This is a genomic window from Shimia sp. MIT910701 (assembly GCF_047126315.1).
Taxonomy (GTDB): Bacteria; Pseudomonadota; Alphaproteobacteria; order Rhodobacterales; family Rhodobacteraceae; genus Shimia.
In genome coordinates this window covers 996,662-1,018,669 of record NZ_CP138953.1, presented here as the reverse complement: position 1 = coordinate 1,018,669, position 22,008 = coordinate 996,662, and the positions used below count along the sequence as shown (strand labels likewise).

17 protein-coding genes are annotated in these 22,008 nt (G+C 59.7%); 6 read left to right on the top strand and 11 right to left on the bottom strand.

Annotation, left to right across the window (positions count from 1 at the left end; translation table 11 throughout):
• Positions 1–34 precede the first annotated feature (34 nt).
• Both SIB38_RS04825 and mutL read right to left on the bottom strand, forming a co-directional pair.
• Complete coding sequence (locus SIB38_RS04825) at positions 35–1,354, bottom strand: DNA recombination protein RmuC (protein WP_412551528.1); 1,320 nt, start codon at positions 1,352–1,354, stop codon at positions 35–37.
• Complete coding sequence (gene mutL / locus SIB38_RS04820; RefSeq protein WP_294116570.1) at positions 1,354–3,267, bottom strand: DNA mismatch repair endonuclease MutL; 1,914 nt, start codon at positions 3,265–3,267, stop codon at positions 1,354–1,356. Before mutL ends, SIB38_RS04825 begins: the two co-directional genes overlap by 1 nt.
• 176 nt (positions 3,268–3,443) lie before the next feature.
• On the opposite strand from mutL, the gene SIB38_RS04815 reads away from it, so the two are divergent.
• Both SIB38_RS04815 and SIB38_RS04810 read left to right on the top strand, forming a co-directional pair.
• Positions 3,444–4,796 (top strand): aminotransferase class III-fold pyridoxal phosphate-dependent enzyme, encoded by a 1,353-nt coding sequence (locus SIB38_RS04815; RefSeq protein ID WP_294116571.1) that lies wholly within the window; start codon positions 3,444–3,446, stop codon positions 4,794–4,796.
• A 251-nt stretch (positions 4,797–5,047) separates the two neighbouring features.
• Entirely contained in the window at positions 5,048–6,781 is a 1,734-nt protein-coding gene (locus SIB38_RS04810; protein ID WP_412551527.1) for a SulP family inorganic anion transporter, read from the top strand.
• Here the strand turns inward: SIB38_RS04810 and SIB38_RS04805 are convergent.
• From SIB38_RS04805 to SIB38_RS04790, 4 genes are read right to left on the bottom strand one after another with little or no spacing between them, the layout of a single operon-like run.
• Positions 6,778–7,704, bottom strand: a complete 927-nt coding sequence (locus SIB38_RS04805; protein ID WP_294116574.1) for a metal ABC transporter permease — start codon at positions 7,702–7,704, stop codon at positions 6,778–6,780. The genes SIB38_RS04810 and SIB38_RS04805 overlap by 4 nt on opposite strands.
• Entirely contained in the window at positions 7,701–8,906 is a 1,206-nt protein-coding gene (locus tag SIB38_RS04800; protein ID WP_294116576.1) for a metal ABC transporter permease, read from the bottom strand. Before SIB38_RS04800 ends, SIB38_RS04805 begins: the two co-directional genes overlap by 4 nt.
• A 3-nt stretch (positions 8,907–8,909) precedes the next feature.
• Positions 8,910–9,716, bottom strand: coding sequence for a metal ABC transporter ATP-binding protein (locus SIB38_RS04795; RefSeq protein WP_294116578.1), 807 nt, complete (start codon positions 9,714–9,716; stop codon positions 8,910–8,912).
• 10 nt (positions 9,717–9,726) lie between these two features.
• The gene (locus tag SIB38_RS04790) at positions 9,727–10,662 is read right to left on the bottom strand and encodes a metal ABC transporter solute-binding protein, Zn/Mn family (protein ID WP_294116579.1); all 936 of its coding nucleotides are present in this window, start codon (positions 10,660–10,662) and stop codon (positions 9,727–9,729) included.
• A 218-nt stretch (positions 10,663–10,880) separates the two neighbouring features.
• Here SIB38_RS04790 and deoC point away from each other — a divergent pair, with 218 nt between their 5' ends.
• Genes deoC through SIB38_RS04775 form a run of 3 tightly spaced genes read left to right on the top strand, consistent with a single transcriptional unit; the run spans position 10,881 to position 14,534 of the window.
• Positions 10,881–11,873: a deoxyribose-phosphate aldolase gene (gene deoC, locus SIB38_RS04785; protein WP_412551526.1), complete on the top strand. Its 993-nt coding sequence runs from the start codon at positions 10,881–10,883 to the stop codon at positions 11,871–11,873.
• Positions 11,874–11,883: 10 nt separating this feature from the next.
• Positions 11,884–12,177 (top strand): hypothetical protein, encoded by a 294-nt coding sequence (locus tag SIB38_RS04780; RefSeq protein ID WP_294116581.1) that lies wholly within the window; start codon positions 11,884–11,886, stop codon positions 12,175–12,177.
• Positions 12,178–12,188: 11 nt separating this feature from the next.
• Entirely contained in the window at positions 12,189–14,534 is a 2,346-nt protein-coding gene (locus SIB38_RS04775; RefSeq protein ID WP_412551525.1) for an aldehyde dehydrogenase family protein, read from the top strand.
• Positions 14,535–14,607: 73 nt separating this feature from the next.
• On the opposite strand, the gene SIB38_RS04770 is transcribed toward SIB38_RS04775, so the two are convergent.
• From SIB38_RS04770 to SIB38_RS04760, 3 genes are all read right to left on the bottom strand, one after another.
• Complete coding sequence (locus SIB38_RS04770; protein ID WP_412551524.1) at positions 14,608–16,197, bottom strand: methyl-accepting chemotaxis protein; 1,590 nt, start codon at positions 16,195–16,197, stop codon at positions 14,608–14,610.
• Positions 16,194–16,493 carry a hypothetical protein gene (locus tag SIB38_RS04765; protein WP_294116584.1) on the bottom strand — a complete coding sequence of 100 codons (300 nt, stop codon included), beginning with the start codon at positions 16,491–16,493 and terminating at the stop codon, positions 16,194–16,196. The genes SIB38_RS04770 and SIB38_RS04765 overlap by 4 nt, the downstream gene beginning before the upstream one ends.
• 181 nt (positions 16,494–16,674) lie before the next feature.
• A complete protein-coding gene (locus SIB38_RS04760; RefSeq protein WP_168590690.1) occupies positions 16,675–17,328 on the bottom strand; it encodes a peroxiredoxin in 654 nt (217 codons plus the stop codon).
• 259 nt (positions 17,329–17,587) lie between these two features.
• On the opposite strand from SIB38_RS04760, the gene SIB38_RS04755 reads away from it, so the two are divergent.
• Positions 17,588–19,015: an aldehyde dehydrogenase family protein gene (locus SIB38_RS04755; RefSeq protein WP_412551523.1), complete on the top strand. Its 1,428-nt coding sequence runs from the start codon at positions 17,588–17,590 to the stop codon at positions 19,013–19,015.
• Between the two features lie 54 nt (positions 19,016–19,069).
• Here SIB38_RS04755 and SIB38_RS04750 read toward each other — a convergent pair whose 3' ends face one another.
• Together SIB38_RS04750 and SIB38_RS04745 are read right to left on the bottom strand one after the other, a co-directional pair.
• A complete protein-coding gene (locus tag SIB38_RS04750; RefSeq protein ID WP_412551522.1) occupies positions 19,070–20,401 on the bottom strand; it encodes a DEAD/DEAH box helicase in 1,332 nt (443 codons plus the stop codon).
• Between the two features lie 331 nt (positions 20,402–20,732).
• Positions 20,733–22,004, bottom strand: a complete 1,272-nt coding sequence (locus tag SIB38_RS04745; protein WP_294116752.1) for an ABC transporter permease — start codon at positions 22,002–22,004, stop codon at positions 20,733–20,735.
• Positions 22,005–22,008 lie beyond the last annotated feature (4 nt).

The following is a 22,008-nucleotide window of genomic DNA, read 5'->3' as shown; positions in this document are numbered from 1 at the left end:
CGGACCCCGGGATATTTGACGAATGAGAAGAGGCTTAGCTGTCTGGCTTGGTCAGCGGCACAACTTTGTCATCATCGGTCTGCGCAAGTTCTTCGAAATCGAAGTTGTCGAGCCGCCGCGCCCGGCGCCCCGCTTTGTCCGCGCTGATCTTGATCTCACTGATGTCTTTGGCTGCCTGGCCAAAGTGACGATCCAGATTTTCCACCCGCGTGCCCAGCCTTTCAACGTCAGAGTAAAGCATACCAAGCTCCTTACGGATCGCCCCGGCCTGCTCCCGCATCCGCGCGTCTTTCAGGATCGCGCGCATAGTGTTGAGAGTCGCCATGCAGGTGGTCGGCGAGACAATCCACACCCGCGCCGCAAAGCCCTCCCGCACCAGCTCCGGGAAGTTCGCGTGCAGCTCGGCGTAGACCGCTTCGGAGGGCAAGAACATCAGCGCGCCATCGGCAGTCTCGCCTTCGATGATGTATTTCTCTGAGATGTCCTTAATGTGTTTCTTCACCGAGGTGCGCAGCATGCGCGCCGCCTCATTCAGCTGCGCCTGAGTTTCGGCAGTGCGCAGCATCTCATAAGCCTCCAGCGGGAACTTGCTGTCGATCACAATTGGGCCCGGCGGGTTGGGCAGGTGGATCAGACAGTCGGCGCGTTTGCCGTTAGACAGCGTGTGTTGCAGCGCATAGCTGTCAGACGGCAGCGCTTTGGACACAATATCATGGAGCTGAATTTCCCCAAAAGCCCCGCGGGTTTGCTTGTTGCTCAAGATATCCTGTAGGCTCAGCACATCACCACTCAACCGCGTGATGTTTTCCTGCGCCTTGTCGATGGTCTGCAGACGTTCCTGCAACTGCGTCAATGAGGTGGCCGTCTGCTTGGCGTTGCCGCTCAAAGACGCGTTTAACTTCTCCTGCATCTCATTCAATGCATGCCCGGTGCGCATCTGCATATTGGCGAGGTTTTCCTGCATCTGAAGCTGCTGCGTCGCCAATGTGTCTGTCATCTTCTGCTGCATGCTGGCGAGGTTCTCACCGGTGCTGCGCTGCACCTTGGCGAGGTTTTCGTGCATATTGACCTGCACCTCGCCCAGCCGCTGCTCCATCAGCGTGGCGATCTGCCCCTGAGACTGCGCCTGCGCCTGCAGGTTACCATCCAAATGGGCCTGCCCAGTGGCCAATTGATCGACCCGCTGCGCCATCTGCCCCATGTGCTGGGCAATCACCGCTTCGGTCCGCTCTGCCCGCTTCTGCCCCGCCCCGCGCAGCAGCAAAAACAGCACCAGAACTGCAAAGCCAATCCCAGCCGCCGCATAAAGCGCCATGGCTTCCATATTGGCCATCGCTTCGTCCATACCTTCCATCACGTCCGTCCAAACAGCCGCTCAATATCGGCCAGTTTCAATTCCACATAGGTTGGCCGCCCGTGGTTGCATTGCCCGGAATGCGGCGTCGCCTCCATCTCCCGCAGCAGCGCGTTCATCTCTTCGCCCCGCATCCGCCGCCCCGAGCGGATCGAGCCATGACAGGCCACACGACTGAGGATCGCCTCCAGCTTGGCCTGCACCAACATGCTTTCGCCCGCATCATCCAGCTCATCGAGAATATCAAGCACCATGGCCCGCGCATTCACCTCGCCCAAGAGCGCAGGGGTTTCGCGCACCGCCACCGCGCCGCCGCCAAAAGCCTCAATCGTCAGCCCCAGCTTGGACAGTTCGTCGGCCACGGTCATGATCCGCGCGCAGTCGCCTTCCGAGAGTTCAACAATCTCGGGAATTAACAAGGCCTGCGCCGCCACGCCGTTCTCCGCCATCTGACGTTTGAGTTTCTCGTAAACCAGCCGCTCATGTGCCGCGTGCTGATCGACAATCACCATGCCGGTCTCGGTCTGCGCCACGATGTAATTCTCATGCACCTGCGCCCGCGCCGCGCCCAGCGGCAGCCCTTCGGCAGGCACCTCCTGTGCAACCTCGGTCTCCACCGGTTCCACCCGCGCGGAATAGGCCTCGGTCAAATCCGCAAACCCCGGCTCTTGCGGCAATGGCGCCTGCGCCTGATAGGCTGCTGTGCGGGCGCCCAAACTTGGCCGATCCATTTGGTAAACCCGAGCGGGACCCGCGGGCGCGCTAGGCGTCGCCCCCAAAGCGCCCATGTGGCCGAGCGGTTCCGGTTTGAAAGCATCCAACGTCGAGTTTGCCACCGTGGTCGACGCACGGTGGCCTGCTTCCGCCAAGGCATGGCGCAAGCTCGACACAATCAGCCCGCGCGCCAGCCCCGGATCACGGAACCGCACCTCAGATTTGGCCGGGTGCACGTTCACATCCACCAGATGTGGATCACAATCAATGAACAGCGCCGCCGCCGGATGGCGATCCCGGCTCAGGTAGTCAAAATACGCCCCGCGCAGCGCGCCGACGAGCAGTTTGTCCTTCACCGGACGCCCGTTCACAAACAGATACTGCGCCACCGACGACCCGCGCGAATAAGTTGGCAGCGCCGCATAACCAATCAGCCGCAGCCCCTCCCGCTCCGCATCAATCTTCAGTGCGTTTTCGGCAAACTCCTTGCCCAATATCCGCGCCAACCGGCCATGCAGCGCGTCAAACAGGTCGCCGTTTTCGGCCTCCACGCGGAAGGTCACGCGGCCTTCGCCCCCGCCGGTCACATCGCGCAATGTGAAGCCTACAAACGGCTCCGCCATCGCCAGACGCTTGACCACATCGGTAATCGCCTGCGCCTCCGCCCGATCGGACCGCATAAATTTCAACCGCGCCGGCGTGGCGTAAAACAGATCACGTAATTCCACGATGGTGCCGCCGGACAGTGCCGCCGGTTTCACCGCGCTCATCGCGCCACCTTCCACAGAAATCTGCGCCGCAGACGCTTTGCCAACCCGGCTGGTGATGCTCAACCGTCCTACCGCGCCCAAGCTAGGCAACGCCTCTCCGCGAAAGCCAAAGGTGTGAATATCCAGCAGGTCCGTGCCATCAATCTTGGACGTCGCATGGCGCGACAGCGCCAACGGCAGTTGTTCCTCGGTGATGCCACAGCCATCATCGGTGATGCGGATCAGCGTCTTGCCGCCGTCAGCATAGGCAATTTCAATCCGCCGACTGCCCGCATCAATGGCGTTTTCCACCAGTTCTTTCACCGCAGAAGCTGGACGTTCGACCACCTCACCGGCAGCAATTCGGTTGATCGCAGCGTCGTCCAGTTGCCGAATAACAGGCAAGGAAGGAGCGTTTTCGGAGCTTATATTGGGGTTATCCACAGGCATAAGACGAAATCTAGCATGTTCCCCTTTGATTCTACCACCAAGATTGCGGTTCCTCTGCGTCGCTTTTTCCCAACCCGCTGTCGCTCTTTCTCTGGACAGGATCTCACCGCGACTCCATAATTTGATCAAATTTCAAAACACGCAGGAATCACCCCTGCCGCTTAGGGAGCACAGCCATGAAAGACGACAACTTCCTGACGGAAAACAACGCCCGCCATCTCTGGCATCCGATGGGCGCACCAGCGGACAGCCACAGCACCCCACCCAAGATCATCAAAGGCGCGGAAGGGGTGAACATCACCGACATCGACGGCCATTCCACCGTGGATGCGGTGGGCGGCTTGTGGTGCGTCAACCTCGGCTACTCCAACGACGTGGTGAAAGAGGCCATCGCCAAACAACTCTATGATCTGCCGTACTACTCCGCCTTTGCCGGGACCTCGAACCCACCGGCCATCGAGGCCTCCTATGCGGTGCGCGAGTTCTTCGCTGAGGACGGCATGTCGCGTGTGTTCTTCACCTCCGGTGGCTCGGACTCCGTGGAAACCGCCCTGCGTCTCTCCCGCCAGTACCACCGCCTGCGTGGCGAGCCGACCCGCACCAAATTCATCAGCCTTAAAAAAGGCTACCACGGCACGCACTTTGGCGGCGCGTCGGTAAATGGCAACAACCGTTTCCGCATCAACTACGAACCGCTGCTGCCCGGCTGTTTCCACCTGCCGTCGCCCTATACCTACCGCAACCCGTTCCACGAAAGCGATCCGGCCCAGCTGGCGCAAAACATCGCCGCCGCTTTTGAGGACGAGATCGCCTTCCAAGACCCAAAAACCATCGCCGCCTTCATCATGGAGCCGATCCAGGGCGCGGGTGGTGTGATTGTGCCAGACGCCTCTTTCATGAAGCTGATGCGGGAGATTTGTGATCGCCATGGCATCCTGATGATTTCTGACGAAGTCATCACCGGCTTTGGCCGCACCGGCGACTGGTCCGGTGCGCGGCACTGGGGTGTGCAGCCTGACATGATGACCACCGCCAAGGGCATCACCTCCGGCTACTTCCCAGTTGGTGCCTGCATGGTCGGCGACAAAGTTGCCGACGTGTTTGAAAACGACCAAACCGGCGAAGCGGGTATCTTCCACGGCTACACCTACTCGGCTCATCCGGTTGGCTCCGCCGCCGTGATTGCCACTTTGGCAGAGACCACCCGTCTCGACCTGAAGACCAACGCCGCCGCCCGTGGCACGCAACTGTTTGAAGGCGTGAAAAAGCTGGCTGAGAAATACGACATCATCGGCGACATACGTGGCGGTCACGGCCTCATGACCGGCATCGAGCTGGTCTCTGACGCCACCGCCAAAACCCCGATGGACATGGCCACCATGAAAAAGATCCATGAGGCCACCTATCAGGCCGGCTCCATGGTCCGCCTTGGCGCGCATAACATCCTGATGTCCCCACCGCTGACCATTTCCGAGGGCGAGGTGAACACCATCCTCTCCGCTTTGGACACCGGCTTCGCATCCGCCTAAAATCCCTGCGGCTCGGGGCCCATCGCTCCGGGCCGCGTGCTCCAGACGCTCGTTAACCTGACGTGGACGTCACTTTTTGCACCTCCGCAAAACAGTCGCGATACCGACGTAATACCGACGTCCCATCCGGCCAAGCGAACTGCGTTAACCTTTGAGCCGCGTCCCTATCTGCCAACAAGTTTTCCCGTAAGGGTTTTCTTATTCCATTTTTGGAATATATAGAGTGCACCCGCGACTCTCATGAGGCCCCCATGCCACACCAGCTCAAGCGTTACTTCCCGATCCTAGATTGGGTAAAAACCTATGACCGTCAGATACTTGGCGCCGACCTTATGGCCGCCGTAATCGTGACGATCATGCTGATTCCGCAATCTCTGGCCTACGCCCTGCTCGCCGGTCTGCCGCCCGAAGTGGGCCTTTATGCCTCCATCCTGCCACTAGTCGCCTACGCCATCTTCGGCACCTCCCGCGTGCTCGCCGTCGGCCCCGTCGCCGTGGTCTCCCTGATGACCGCCACCGCCCTCGGAAACGTCGCTTTACAAGGCACAACAGACTACCTGATCGCGGCCATCTCACTGGCCTTCATGTCCGGCGTCATGCTCACCCTGATGGGCGTCTTACGCCTTGGTTTCCTTGCCAATTTCCTGTCCCATCCGGTGATCGCAGGCTTCATCACCGCCTCCGGACTCCTGATCGCCACAAGCCAGTTGAAACACATCCTCGGCATCACCGCCCACGGCCATACTTTGCCCGATTTGCTGGGATCTTTGGTGACTCATTTGCCAGAAGCCAACCTCTACACAGTTACCCTTGGCGTAACCGCCTTGGCCTTCCTCTTCTGGACCCGCAAAGGCCTCAAACCGCTCCTGCTCAAGCTCGGCGCCGGTCCTCGCCTCGCGGACGTCCTCACCAAAGCCGGCCCCGTCGTCGCCGTCGCCGCCACCACGCTGTCCGTATATGTCTATGATCTTGCGGGGAAAGGCGTGGCCATCGTTGGCACCGTACCAACCGGCTTGCCGCCACTTTCAGCCCCCAGTTTCTCCCCGGACTTGTGGTCCCAACTCTTCTTGGCCGCACTCCTGATCTCCATCATCGGCTTCGTTGAAAGTGTCTCTGTCGCCCAGACCCTCGCCGCCAAACGCCGCCAGCGCATCGACCCGGACCAGGAACTCATCGGCCTCGGCACCTCCAACATTGCCTCAGCGATTTCAGGTGGTTACCCGGTCACCGGCGGATTTGCCCGCTCGGTTGTGAACTTCGACGCAGGCGCACAAACCCCCGCCGCCGGGGCCTTCACCGCCGTCGGCATCGCCGGTGCCGCGCTTTTCCTGACCCCGCTATTGTTCTTCCTGCCCAAAGCCACCCTCGCCGCCACCATCATCGTCGCCGTGCTCAGCCTCGTCGACCTCTCCATACTGCGCCACGCTTGGGGCTATTCCCGCGTTGATTTTGCCGCCGTCGCCACCACCATTGCACTCACATTGGGCCTTGGCGTCGAGGTTGGTGTCAGCGCCGGTGTGATCCTCTCCATCGCCTTGCATCTCTACAAAACCAGCCGTCCGCATGTGGCGGAGGTCGGCCTTGTGCCCGGAACACAGCACTTCCGTAACATCCTGCGCCACACGGTAAAAACCGCACCGCACTTGGTCACGCTGCGCATTGACGAAAGCCTGTATTTCGCCAACGCACGATTCTTGGAAGACTATGTCTATGACCGCGTGGTCTGTGACCAACCGATCACCGATGTGGTGCTCATGGCCTCAGCTGTGAACGAGATCGACATGAGCGCGCTGGAAAGCCTTGAGGCGATCAACAGCCGCCTCAAAGAACTCGACATCCGCCTGCATTTCTCAGAGGTCAAAGGCCCCGTCATGGACCGTCTCAAGCGCAGCCATTTCCTCGAAGACCTAAGCGGCGAGATCTTCCTGTCTCAATATGACGCGTGGACAGAACTCACCACGACAGACAGCAGTCAAGCGGCCTAAACCGCTGGCGCCCCGCTGCGATGCCGGTGGGGTGCAAAACACGCTGCAATAGCAAGAATAATCCCGGACACCGTAGCGATCATGCCCGCTGCGCTCACCGCATTGTCAAAACCCAACCACAATGGCCCATATCCGGCAAAGACATAACCAAAAACAGCAGAAAGCACTGCAAAAACAACGCTCCAGCCCACCTGATGTTCCAACCGGTTGGTCATCAAACGCGCCGCCGCCGGCGGGCAAATGAACATCGCGATCACGATGATCGACCCCACCGCATCAAACGCCGCCACCGCCGCCAAAGCCGCCACCATCACCAGCGCCACGCCCACACGGTTGGTCGCAATGCCCATGGCCTGCGCAAAACTCTCGTCAAACGTGGACAACACCAGTGGTCGCCAAAACAGCCATAGGAACGCACAAACACCGAGCAACGCGATCACAACCCGGCCCAACTCCGGCGGCAACCCCGCCAAGGCAACGGGGTCAAGCAAGCTTTCCCAACCGATTGCATCCAGCCAGATCAAGCTCTCCAGATTGCCATACAGCGCGTGCTCCACGTCCAGATGCACAGAGGACGTATCACTTTGTTCCAAAAGCAAAACACCGGCTGCAAACAATGTCGTAAAGGTTAGCCCCATTGCCGCGCCGGGCTCGATATTGCCCAGCCGCCGAATGGCTTCAATCATCACCACAGACACCAAAGCCGCCCCTGCCGCACCCAACATCATTGGCGCGGCCGCCACCACACCGGTGATCAAAAACGCCACCACAATGCCCGGCAGCACCACATGGGAAATCGCATCCCCAATCAGCGCCTGCTTACGCAGCACCAGAAAATTACCAGGCAATGCGCAAGCCACCGCTGCCAACACACCAATCAACATCGGCGTCAACGATAGTGGTACAAATTCTTCGCCACTCATGATGCCACCCCCTGCGGTCCGCCAATGCGTTGATCTATTTCCGAAATTTGATCGCCAGTCAGCACGGTCTCAATGTCGCGCAACCCGTCGTAAAGCGCGGCGGCACTCTCAAATGCTTGATCCGCCCGCACGAGCTCCCAGCGCTTTTCGTCCCGCAACGCCTTCGCAGCACGTGCCCGTCCTGCTTCGGTTGGGACGCCATCGGCATGCGCCAGCCCAGCCTGTTTCAACAGGCGCACCGTATATGCCTCATAAATTGGCTGCCCCTGTGCTAAGGCAAGCAAACCTTGGCGCAGATGCACCCGCCGCTGAAACCGCACATGCCGCAAGTAAACTGCCAAAACCCCGCGATTTGGCGCCAACAGCAGCGAAGCAACAAACAAGCCAAAGCTCACCAACACAATGATCGGCCCGGTAGGCATCGCCGGTGCCACGGCGGATAGCCCCGCACCAATCCAGGCGGCCAAACCACCGCAAAGTCCTGTAATCATCACCATATGATCGGTGCGCTCGGTCCAGAACCGCGCTGTGACCGGCGGAATGATCAGCATGGCCACAATCAGAATGAGCCCCACAATCTTCAGGCCAATCACAGTTACCGCCAATGCAAGCGCCATAATCGCGAGATCCATACGCCCGACGTTGATGCCGCGTGCCGCCGCATATTCCGGATCAAACGCCAACAACGTCATCGGACGCCGCAGGATCAGCACCGCCACCAGCGTCAGCGCGCCGCCGCCGGCAATCACCAAGGCATCGTTGAACAACATGCCCGCCGTAGCGCCAAGCAGGAAGCTTTCCAAACCGGCCGCGCGCCCTGCGCCCATGGTTTGGATCACCGTCAGCAACACAATACCAAAGCCAAAAAACACTGACAGCACCGCGCCAATCGCGGCATCCTCGGACAAGCGCGTCCGTTGCGTGAGCCAACTCACACAGAGCAATCCAACCCAGGAGGACACCGCCGCGCCCAGTAACAAGCCCGGCAAGGCCCGCCCATCACCACCCAAAAGAACCATGAGCATAAAGGCAATGCCCACCCCAGGCAGGGTTGCGTGGCTGATCGCATCACTCACCAACGCCCGCTTGCGCAGGTACAAAAACGTCCCGGTTACCCCCGCCGCAATGCCCAGCAAGGTCGCACCAATGGTCACCAGCGTAGCGTTATAGCCAAGCTGCAAAGTCAACGCATTCCAAAACATGAGTTAGCCTGCTGCCAGCTCCAGCTGGTCGATCTGGCCAGTCGCCAACCGCCCGCCGTAGGTCTGGTTCAAGTTCTCAGACGTAAAGGCGTCATCCACCGTGCCTTCCGCCATCTTGCGTGTGTTGATCAGGAACACCCGGTCAAAATAACTGCGTACCGTTGTCAGGTCGTGATGAACCGCCACAACGGTTTTGCCCTCAGAACGCAGGGACTTCAGCACATCAATGATGGCTTTTTCCGTCGCCGCATCAACACCGGCAAAAGGCTCATCCAGCAAATAGAGATCCGCCTCCTGTGCCAGCGCTCGCGCGAGGAACACACGCTGTTGCTGCCCACCGGAAAGCTGCCCGATCTGGCGATCGGCAAAATCTGTCATGCCCACCCGCTCCAGACAGGCCCGCGCCTTTTCAATGTGATGCGGACGGATGCGACGCAGCAAGCCCAGCTCGCGATAGAGCCCCATCAGCACCACATCAATTACGCGGGTCGGGAAATCCCAATCCACGCTGGCGCGCTGCGGCACATAGGCAATGCGATGGCGCGCCGATTGCAACGGTTTCCCGAAGACCAGAGCCTGGCCTGCCAGCGGCTGCACAATACCCAAAGCGGCCTTCAACAACGTGGATTTACCGGCACCGTTGGGGCCAATGATCGCGGTCATCGAGCCCTCGGCCACCGTCATATCCACCGAGAACACCACCGGCTTCTGACCATAGGAGACGGTCATGCCCCGGATCACCATCGGGCTGTCCGCTGGGATCTCTGCTTTAGGCGTTGCGCCCATATTTGCTGCCACTTCCAGGCTCATGGTCTTGTCCTTACGATCCCGCCGACAGGCGATTATTCATACCGCGTTCCGGTACATCCCCGCCCAGCGCATCGCTGATGATGGTGATGTTGTGGTCAATCATGCCCACATAGGTGCCCTCATAGGTTCCATTCGGCCCCATCGCGTCCGAGAACAGCTCGCCACCAATCGCCACTTCATGGCCTTTGGCCGCCGCGCCTTCAACAAGCGCCCGAACGGTGCGATCTGACACGGAGCTTTCAACAAATACGGCTTTGATGTCGCGTTCGATCAATGTGTCCACCAAGCTGCTGATCCGATTCAAACCGGCCTCGCTCTCAGTGGAGATGCCCTGAACACCCAGAACCGAGAAACCGTAGGCCGCGCCAAAGTAGCCAAAGGCATCATGCGCTGTCAGCAGAATACGCGCCTCTTCCGGCACCGTGGTCAGCGACTTCTCTGCGTAGGCACTCAAGTCTGACAGCTCTGCAAGGAAGGTGTCGGCGTTGGCCACAAACTGCGCCTCTGCCGCGGGCATTTTCTCGATCAACGCATCACGCACCCGTTCAGTTACAAACACCCACAGCTGTGGATCCATCCACACATGGGGGTCAAACTTATCGGCATAATCGTCATGTCCACGTAGCATCTCCCGAGGCAGCGTGTCGGTCACTGCAACAACCGTTCCCCGCTGCTCCAACTTGTGCATGAAGTCTTCCATTTGCGCTTCCAGATACAGGCCGTGCCACAACACAAGGTCAGCTTTGGTCATGGCAACAATATCTGTGCGGGTCTGACGGTAAGCGTGCGGGTCAACACCAGCGCCCATAAGCCCTTTGACCTCAACGGCATCCCCACCAATACGCCGCGCGGTATCAGCAATCATACCCGTGGTCGCCACAACTTGCAGGGCCTCATCCGCAAACGACGGTGTCGCCGTGCTGAACATGGCAACGACTGCTGCCATCAAAAAATTTCGCCGAGGGAATCGCATTGTCTCTCCTATTGCGCTGTTTCTAGCTGATTATGAGAACCATTCGCAAGTAAGTCAACGCAATTGCGACTTATTCTCATCTTTTTGTTGACTAAATGGTCAAAAAAGTAGCTGACGTGTCGTTCTGCGACTTGCCAAGGCCCATATTTCTGAGGCATTTTGGTCCCTGTTTTCCGCAACAGGATGGATCGATGCACACGCCCACCACGACTGCCGAAGGGCATCAGCTGCCCACTGCGCTGGAACCGCGCAACCCCGGGATGGCGCTGGACCTTGATTGGGTTCGCACCGCGCAGGCCAATACCTCGGCCATCGAACGCCGCGCCAAGACCTTGCCGGGCCGCCGCTCGGTCAAAAAGGACTATCAGGCCGCCTGGCTGTGCAAGGCGATCTCCCTGATCGACCTGACCACCCTGTCCGGCGATGACAGCGAAGGCCGCGTGGAGCGTCTCTGCGCGAAAGCCAAACAACCGGTCCGCGCCGACATTCTCGATGCACTTGGCATGACCGGCCTGACCACCGGCGCAGTTTGTGTCTACCACGACATGATCGAAACCGCCGTGTCCTCACTCAAAGGTACAGGCATTCCAGTGGCGGCCGTTTCCACCGGCTTCCCGGCGGGTCTGTCGCCTTATCACTTGCGCATCGCCGAAATCGGCGAAAGCGTGAAAGCGGGCGCAGAGGAAATCGACATCGTCATCACCCGCCGCCACGTGCTGCAAGGCAACTGGCAGGCGCTCTATGACGAAATGAAAGAAATGCGCGAAGCCTGTGGCGACGCCCACGTCAAAGCCATTCTGGCCACCGGCGAACTTGGTACCCTGCGCAACGTCGCCCGCGCTTCTCTGGTGTGCATGATGGCCGGCGCTGACTTCATCAAAACCTCCACCGGCAAGGAGAGCGTGAACGCGACCCTGCCTGTGTCCCTGGTGATGATCCGTGCCATTCGCGACTACTATGACCGCACCGGGTTCCGCGTCGGCTACAAACCAGCTGGTGGCATTTCAAAAGCCAAGGACGCGCTGGTCTACCTGTCCCTGATCAAAGACGAATTGGGCGATCGCTGGTTGCAACCGGACCTGTTCCGCTTTGGCGCGTCCTCCCTGTTGGGCGACATCGAACGCCAGCTGGAGCATCACGTCACCGGCCAGTATTCGGCCAACTACCGCCACGCGATGGCGTAAGGACAGTCCGGTGAGCGCATCCGCAGACACCAACGCCTCTGTGCCGGACCAGCACCTTCTGCGCATGAAGGTCTGGTCCCAACGCACATGGGTCGCCCGCTGCGACGACCACCTCTCTGGTGCAACCCTGGAAGGCCGGCTTGCGGACTTCCTGCAGGAAGCCTTTGAGTACGCACACACACAGCCGGACCTGCTTGACAAAACCACCGCCCAAATTGCCGAAGCCGTAATGGCCGGAATTTTACACAGCGAAACAGTGCCAGCCGACGCGTTGCAGGCCGCACTTCACAAGATAACCTCGTAAGGGGAAGACACATGACCGTTAAAGAGATCTTCGAAACCATGGATTACGGCCCCGCCCCCGAAAGCGCAGCTGATGCGCTGGCCTGGATTGTCGATCAAGGCGCGGCCTTTGGCCACTTCATCGACGGTGACTGGACCACACCACGCAAGGACTTCCAGTCCAAGAACCCCGCCAACGGCGAGACTCTCGCCGACCTGACGCAGGCATCTCAGGACGAGGTCAATGCCGCCGTCAAAGCTGCGCGCAAAGCCCAAGCCAAATGGGAAGGCTTGGGCGGTCATGGCCGTGCCAAATATCTCTACGCCATTGCCCGCCTGCTGCAAAAGCACAGCCGCCTCTTCGCGGTTCTGGAAACTCTGGACAACGGCAAGCCGATCCGCGAAAGCCGTGATATCGACATCCCACTGGTGCAGCGCCATTTCTACTATCACGCAGGCATGGCGCAACTCATGGAAGCGGAACTACCCAACGCGCAAGCGCTCGGAGTCTGTGGCCAGATCATCCCATGGAACTTTCCGCTGTTGATGCTGGCGTGGAAAGTCGCGCCTGCTTTGGCGATGGGCAACACGGTTGTGCTGAAACCTGCCGAATACACCTCTCTCACCGCCATGGCTTTTGCCGACATCTGTCAGCAAGCAGGCCTGCCAGCGGGTGTGGTCAACATCGTCACCGGCGACGGCACAGTGGGCGAAATGATCACCGCGCATGAAGACATCAACAAGGTCGCCTTCACCGGCTCCACCGAAGTGGGCAAGCGCATTCGCGAAGCCACCGCAGGCTCCGGCAAATCGCTAACTTTGGAGCTTGGAGGCAAGTCGCCTTATATCGTCTTTGAAGATGCCGACATTGACTCCGCGATTGAAGGTTTGGTAGATGCCATCTGGTTCAATCAGGGCCAGGTCTGCTGCGCCGGCTCCCGCCTCCTGGTGCAAGAAGGCATTGCCGAAACCTTCTACCGCAAACTCAAGGCCCGCATGGATGGTCTGCGCATTGGCAATCCACTGGACAAATGCATCGACGTGGGAGCTGTGGTCGATCCGGTGCAGCTCAACACCATCACCGAGATGGTCGAGAATAACACCGACGGCGAAACCTACCACGCCCCCATCGAGATGCCTGCCGAGGGCTGCTTTTACCCGCCAACCCTGATCACCGGCCTCGAGCCGTCCTCCAAGCTGATGCAGGAAGAGATCTTCGGCCCTGTGCTGGTCTCCACCACTTTCCGCACCCCGTCTGAGGCCGTGCAGCTGGCCAACAACACGCGTTACGGTCTCGCGGCCACGCTCTGGACGGAGAACGTGAACCTCGCACTAGACATTGCGCCGAAACTGGTCGCCGGTGTGGTCTGGATCAATGCCACCAACCTGTTTGACGCGGCTGCCGGCTTTGGTGGTGTGCGTGAAAGCGGCTACGGACGTGAAGGCGGCTGGGAAGGTTTGGCGGCCTACTCCAAGCCCAAAGGTGCCCCCAAGGCGCTCAAGCCTGTCGAAGCCTTTACCGGCGACAAAGGCCCAACCGACCCGCTGGACCGCACCCCCAAACTCTATGTGGGTGGCAAACAGGCCCGCCCGGATGGCGGCTACAGCCAGAACATCTACGGCAAGTCCGGCGCCCTACTGGGCCAAGCGCCGATTGCCAACCGCAAGGATGTGCGTAACGCGGTTGAGGCCGCTCATGCCGCCAAAGGCTGGTCCGGCACCACAGGCCACCTGCGCGCGCAAATTCTCTACTACATCGCGGAAAATCTCTCCGCCCGCAAAGACGAGTTTGCCACACGCGTGAACCTCTTGACCGGCGGAAAGACCGGCGCTGCAGAGGTCGAAACCTCGATCCGCCGCCTTTTCACCTACGCCGCATGGGCCGACAAATACGATGGTCAGGCGCATGGCGTGCCGATCCGCGGCGTGGCCTTGGCGATGAAAGAGCCCGTGGGCGTGATCGGCGCGCTCTGTGCGGATGACGCGCCGCTTCTCGGCCTGATCTCCGCCATGGCGCCCGCCATTGCGATGGGTAACCGCGCCATTTTGGTCGCCTCGGAAGCCTACCCGTTGGCGGCGACAGACTTCTATCAGGTGCTCGAAACCTCCGACGTGCCGGGTGGGGTTGTCAACATCCTGACCGGATCCCACGCCGAACTGGCTGGACCACTCGCAGGTCACCTCGATGTGGATGCGGTCTGGTCGTTCTCCTCCTCGGATGTGTCTGCGGAGATCGAACGCGCCAGCGCGGGCAACCTCAAGCGCACTTGGGTCAACAACGGCCTGTCGCGAGACTGGATGGGCGCCGAAGGCGAAGGCCGTGACTTCCTGCAAGCCGCGACCGAAGTCAAAAACATTTGGGTGCCTTACGGCGAATAAGCCTAGCCCAAACCAACAAAAAAGCGCCGGTGGGTCCCCACCGGCGCTTTACTTTTTTCGATACCTAACCAGATCAGGCGGCGGCCCAAGCCTCGTCATCGCCATCGTTGTCAAACATCTCGACATCACCGGTCTGCGGCGCAACCGCAGCCACACGGAACCCGGCCAGCGCATCGACAAGACGATCCACCGCCATGTCCAGGCTGGAAGTCGCCGCAGAGGCCTCTTCCGCCCGTGCCGCATTGGCCTGCGTCTCGCTGCCAATGGTCTGCATGCTGCCGCGGATTTTCTCAACCGATTGTGCCTGTTCACTGGACACATCCGAGATTTCCGCCACATTGCCAGACACTTGGTTCACGTCACCCAAGATCGCCTCCAGCGCATCCCCCACCTGACGCACCAGCGCGACGCCGTTGGTCACATGGCCGTTGCTTTCCGAAATCAGCGTGTTGATGTTCTGCGCCGCCTCTGCCGAGCGATGCGCCAACTCGCGCACCTCAGAGGCCACAATCGCAAAACCTGCGCCCGCTTCCCCGGCCCGTGCCGCTTCGACCCCGGCGTTGAGTGCCAACAGGTTGGTCTGGAACGCAATGTCTTCGATCAGCGTCACCACATGGTCAATTTGCGCCGAGGAGGCTTCGATCTCATCCATCGTGCTCACGGCCTGACGTACCACTTCGGCCCCGTTGCTGGTCATGTTGCGGGTGTTGTCAAACCGCTCTTGCGTGGACTTGGCCTTCTCAACCGCCCCGTTCATCGCATCGGCAATCTGCTCCACCGCATCGGTCACGCCTTGCAAGGCACCTGCTTGTTTCTCGGTGCTGTGCGCCACGCTGTTGGACACCTCAGACAACTCGCGGCTGTCCACTTCGATCTGGCTCGACACGGATGTCACGGAGGTCACGATGCCACTCAAAGACTTGACCGCGTCGTTGAAGCTCTTGCGTAACGCCTCATAGCTTTTGTCAAAGGAATGATTGATCGAAGCATCCAAATTGCCACCGGCAATCCGTGTCAGACGCTCGTGCAGTGTTTCCACAACATCCGCCTGCGCCTTCTCACGCGCTTCAATGCCCGCCTTCTCAACCTTCAGCGCGTCCATTGTCTCCGACAGCACTGCTTGCTCTTTGTTGCGCTCATTCATCTGACGCAGTGTCGTCATGACAGAAGTCAGCAAAATGCCAGTTTCCGCAATCACAACAACAGCGTGCAACACTGTGCGGCCAATGTTTTCCATCAAATCCACCGACGGATACACCATCGCCGGCCAGAAAAACGTCAACGCCAGATGGTGCACAGCCGTCACGCCCGCTCCTACCAGCAAAGCTGTCGGACAAGTCATCAGGGTCAGCATCGCCAGCGCGGCAAAGAACACCATATGCACGTCAAGTTGCCATGCGTGTCCCGTCATAGACGCAAGGATCAAAGCAATCTGACCAATTACGGCCACAGTCACGCTCACACGCGCCGCAAGATTGCCGCCCAACCGATAGGCATAAAACGCCAATGCGGCAAAGGCGCCTGCGGAGGCGCCGATCATCACAACTTGGCCGCCTCGCATAAATGCAATTGTTGCCGCCGCAGCGCCAAGAACCGCCGCCACGATGGCCAAAACTTTCACACCCGTCTGACGGGCTTTCGTCAATTTGAGATCTTCTGTCATATCGTATCACCACACAGCCAGGCCAGCGCTTCGCCGTCCAGAATGGCCCAGGCTCCATTCCGTTTCAGTCTCTGTTCAAAGTCTTCGCTTTCTGACGCCCCCATCACAGCGAGCGGGGCTTGTGTCACGCCCACGACATGTCCGCCGGATGTCTCCACGAGTTCTGTCAGATCTGTGCCCGGCCGCGCGACAATCAAAACCGGCCCCCCTGATTTCACAGGGGCGCTGACAATTGCCAGAACCGGGGTCACGGTCAGGCAAAAGACAACAGCGAGAATCGCCGGAAGATATTGCATGCGTTGGGTCATCCTGCCCTTCTTCGGACAAAACAGTTTCCAGCCGCTTAATTTCGGAAGGGCAATTAGTTTGCGCGGCGAAATTACCCCACGTCAGATTGCCCCGCACAGGCCAAAAGAAAACGCGCTGGGAAACCCAGCGCGCTTTCAAAATGTCCATTCCGATTATTGGGACAGGTACTTAGCCTGGCAACTTGGTGGTGCGCAGGTATGGGAAATGGGTTGTGAACTCACCGTACTTCGCCTTCGCATCCTCATCGCTCACCGCAACCGGGATCACCACATCGCCACCTGGGGTCCAGTTCGCAGGCGTCGCGACGTTCTCTTTGGCCGCTGTCTGCAGACCATCCAGCGCGCGCAGCACCTCGGCAAAGTTCCGGCCCACATTCATCGGATAGGTCATCGACAGCTTCAGCTGCTTGTCCGGGCCGATGATGAACACCGAGCGCACGGTGGCGCTGTCCGCTGGAGTGCGGCCATCTGGCAGATACGCCTCGGCTGGCAGCATATCGAAAGCTTTGGACACAGCCAGACCGTCATCGGCAATGATCGGGAAGCCCGCGCCAGTGCCCGCATAGGACTCGATGTCTTTCTTCCAGCCTTTGTGGTCTTCCACTCCGTCCACGGAGACCCCTATCACCTTGGTGCCGCGCTTCTGCCACTCATCGGCAAGCTGCGCGACCGCGCCAAACTCGGTGGTGCAGACCGGCGTAAAGTCTTTTGGATGGGAAAACAGGATGGCCCAGCTGTCGCCGATCCAGTCGTGAAAAGTGATCGTGCCCTGATCCGTCTCGGCGGTGAAATTTGGCACAACATCATTGATTCGCAGGCCCATGGGTATCTCCCTCTCTTTGGGTCGCACACTCCGCCCTGCCAGCTTGAGGCGAGACAATTCTCGCGGGTGGGGCGATATGTAAAAACGGTTCTCTGTCGCAAAGCGACTTTGCGCAGACTACATCCGTCTTTTTTGAACGCCACCCCTTTACCGGAAGAAATAATTTGATCAAATTGCTCGTGACCGCGCGTCGCGCCCACTTGCGGCCCCCCCGTTTTGCCGCGCAGAGTGACGCCAAGATCGAGAGGGAGTGAACACCATGATCGAGAAACGCCAATTCTACATCAACGGCCAATGGGTCGACCCTGTTGCCGCCAATGACCTGCCTGTCATTGACCCCGCTACCGAGGATACCTGCGCCGTGATTTCACTCGGCGATCAGGCGGACACCGACGCTGCCGTGGCTGCCGCACGCGCTGCTTTCCCCGCCTGGGCGGACACGCCTTTGGAGGAGCGCGTGGCGCTGGTCAAAAAGTTGCGCGACATCTATATGGCCCGCCGTGATGATATGGCCGAAGCCATGCGCCTGGAAATGGGCGCGCCCACCGATCTGGCCAAGAACAACCAATGGGGCGCTGGCGTCTGGCATCTCGATGGCTTCCTCGAAGCTCTGGAAAACTTCGAGTTCGAATACGCCATGGGGGCCGATCGCATGCGCAAAGAGCCAATTGGCGTCTGCGCCATGATCACCCCATGGAACTGGCCCATGAACCAGGTGTTCTTGAAAGCCATTCCGGCGCTGCTGGTCGGCTGCACCATGGTGCTCAAACCGTCTGAGATCGCGCCCCTGTCCTCCATCGTCTTCACCGAGATGATGCACGAAGCTGGCTTCCCGGCGGGTGTCTTCAATATGGTCAACGGCGACGGTGTGGGTGTCGGCTCGCAACTGTCCGCGCATCCAGACGTGGACATGGTGTCCTTCACCGGCTCCACCCGTGCGGGCATCGCCATCTCCAAAGCCGCCGCCGATACGCTTAAGCGCGTCAGCCTTGAGCTTGGCGGCAAGGGTGCCAACATCATCTTTGCAGATGCAGACGAAAAAGCCGTCAAACGCGGCGTGATCCACTGCATGCAGAACTCCGGCCAATCTTGTAACGCCCCTACCCGCATGATGGTCGAAAGCAGCCGCTACGCCGACGCCGTAGAGCAAGCCAAAGCTGCAGCCGAAGCGACCCAAGTTGGTGCCACCACGGAGTCCGGTCGCCATATCGGCCCGGTGGTCTCAGAGTTGCAGTTCAACAAAATCCAGGGCCTGATCGAGACCGGCATCAAAGAAGGCGCCACGCTGGTCGCAGGCGGCCTCGGCCGTCCGGAAGGCATGAACAAAGGCTACTTCGTGCGCCCAACCGTATTCGCCGACGTGACGCCGGATATGACCATCTACCGCGAAGAAATCTTCGGCCCGGTGCTGGCGATCTCTCCGTTTGAAACCGAAGATCAGGCTGTGCAGATGGCCAACGACACCGTCTACGGCCTGACCAACTACATCCAAACGCAAGATGACGACAAACGTCTGCGCGTGGCGCGTCAGGTCCGCTCTGGCATGGTGGAAACCAACGGCGTGTCCCGCATCAACGGCTCGCCCTTTGGCGGCTACGGTCAATCCGGCAACGGCCGCGAAGGCGGCTCTTGGGGACTGGAAGAGTTCTGCGAAACCAAGGCGATCTCCGGCGTGCCCATGGGCTGAGCCGCACGTTGACACAAAAGAAAAGGCCGCAGCATCCCGCTGCGGCCTCTTTTGTTACGCTGCCGGCTTGCGCGAGCGGTTGCGCCGCCGCCGAGGACGACCGCCTCCCGGCTTGTCATTGCCGTTGGCCGCGCTGTTTGGCTTGCCACCTCCGGGTTTTCCCCGGCCTGACTTGCCGCCGCCACCTGGCTTGCCGCCGCCACGCTTGCGGCCCTCTCCACCAGACCGTGGCCCCGCGCCGTATTCTTTCTTCATCTCACGAAGCTCATCAGTAGGCCGGTCAAACTGACGACCAATCAGCTTCTCGATGTCCTTCAGGTAATCCCGTTCATCCAGCGCACAGAAGGAAATCGCCCGCCCTTCGCGACCGGCGCGCGCGGTGCGGCCAATCCGGTGCACATAGGCCTCGGCCACGTTGGGCAGATCAAAATTGATCACCAGCGAAATCACCGGAATGTCGATCCCACGCGCCGCCACATCGGTGGCCACCAGAATGGTGACCTCGCCTTCGCGGAACGCCTTGATCGCACGATCCCGCTGCCCCTGGCTTTTGTTGCCGTGGATCGACGCCGCATTGAAGCCCTCGGCGACCAACTGCTTCATCATCCGCTCCGCACCGTGTTTGGTGCGCGAGAAAATCAGCGTGCTCTCACCCATGTTTTCGGACAGGATTTCCCGCAGCCGTTTCCGCTTCTCACCCTTCTCGTGGTATTCCATCGACTGGGCAATCTTATCGGCGGTCTTGCCGGGAGGCGCACATTCCACCCGCTTGGGCTTGGTCAGATAGCTCTGGCTCAGCTCTTCCATCTGCTTGGGCATGGTGGCCGAAAACAGCATGGTTTGGCGCGGCCTGCCCAGATGCGGCGCAATTTTGCGTAAGGAGTGAATGAACCCCATGTCCAGCATCTGGTCCGCTTCATCCAGCACCAGATAGCCCACGGTCGACAGGTCGATTTCCTTGCGATCCAGCAGGTCAATCAACCGGCCCGGCGTTGCCACCAGAATATCCGTGCCGCGTTTCAGCATGGCAATCTGGCGGTTGATGGACTGCCCACCCACCACAGTCATCACCTTCATCGGTGTGCCTTGCACCATCGGGCGCAGGTTGTCGGCGATCTGGTTCACCAATTCCCGCGTCGGCGCCAGCACCAGCGCCTTTACCGATTTCGGCATCGGCTTGCCCGGGGTCGCCAACAGGCGGTCCATCATCGGCAGGCCAAAGGCCAGCGACTTGCCGGTGCCGGTCTGCGCCAGCCCCAGAATGTCATGGCCCTGCAAGGCCAGTGGAATGGCCTTCTGCTGGATTGGCGTAGGCGCATCAAAACCAGCCGCCTTGAGGCCTTTCAAAAGTGTGGGCGACAGGCCCAGGTCTTCGAACGTCGACACAAAATGTCCTTTCAAACCACACGCGTGACAGCGCATGGCATGGCGTCAACGGCCCACACAGGAGCCGCGATCGGGTTCGACAGCACCGCCACCGCGAAGCACATTCCGCGCGGCCCGGTCTGCCAGTCAGAACCCTGCGTGATGGGAACGAAAGCGTCGCTGATGCGCCCGGACGGTTCTTTTAAACCCGGCGCGGCCTGCTCACGCGGCTGCGCAGCGACCTGCTCCACATAAAGCCTCGCGACACAAAGTCAACTGTTGGCCAATAGACAAAAAGGGCCAGCGTCCCGCGCCAGCTCCTCTTTTTTTTATCTCAAGCCACCTAAGAGCGTCAGGCCTTGCCTTTCCACGGCACGAGGTATTTCTCTCCCCAGCGCATCAGCATATCGATGCCAAATCCGATGATCCCGATGAGGATAATGCCCATCAAAACGATGTCCGTGTCCTGAAACTTGGACGCCGCCACAATCATCTTACCCACACCTTTTTCCGCCGCCACAAGCTCTGCGGCCACAACCGTGCCCCAGCAAACGCCCATCGCCACCCGCGCCGCCGTAAATATCTCCGGCAGGGAGTTTGGAATGATCACGTGACGCAGGATCTGACGCTTATTGGCCCCCAGCGAGTAAGCCGCATGCACCTTGGTGATATTCACCCCCGACACACCGGAGCGCGCGCCAATCGCCATGATCCACAGCGCGGCAAGGAACAGCAGGATGATTTTGCCCTGCTCGCCAATCCCGGCCCAGATGATCACCAGCGGGATCAAGGCCAAAGGCGGCACCGGCCGCATGAATTCCACAATCGGATCAAACCAGCCTCGGAACCAGTTGGACAGCCCCATGGCGTAGCCCAACGGAATACCCACTGCCGCGCCCAGTGCAAAGCCCACGATCACCCGGAACAGGGAATAGCTCAGATGCTCCGCCAGGGTGACGTTTTGGTATCCGTCCTGGCTCACCGAAATCAGACGCTTCCATACGCTTTCCGGCGCAGGCAGCCAGATGTTCTCCATCTGCCAACCTTTGGCCGGCTCAAAGTTCAACGTGCCTTTGTCGGTCAGCGCCACGCGCCCAAAACCAAGTTCGACATCGGTCTCACGATCAATTGGCTGGCCATCCACCGCGACGATCTTCGCCCCGTCTTTGCGGGTTACCTCATCGTTGGCATCCCAGCGCAGCAGTTTTGACCGGTAAGCCTGCACCACAAGGGAATCATCTTTGGCAATCCCGTCATTCTCCGCAACAACAGGTGCGTCCGGCTTTTCGCCAGCTTCATGCACCAGCACACTGACGGTGGCGTCCGCCGTCTGACCGCCTTCAGCTTCCACCGTGTAGGTAAAGGTCGCCTCCCCCACAAACGGTCCCGGTGCGTGTAGGAATTTCGGCAACAAGGAAGATCCGGTGAACGCGCCCCAAATCACAAAGATCAGCACAATTGATATCACCGAGGCCGCTTTGTTGGAGATCACGGCGCTCTCATCCCCGAAGGTCACCGTCTTAAGCGATGTATAGTCCCGAACAGGCGTCAAGCGACGTTTGACCTGAGTATACAAGGCATAAGCCAAGAGGATCAGGCCAACATACAAAATCAAATACGGCAGAGCG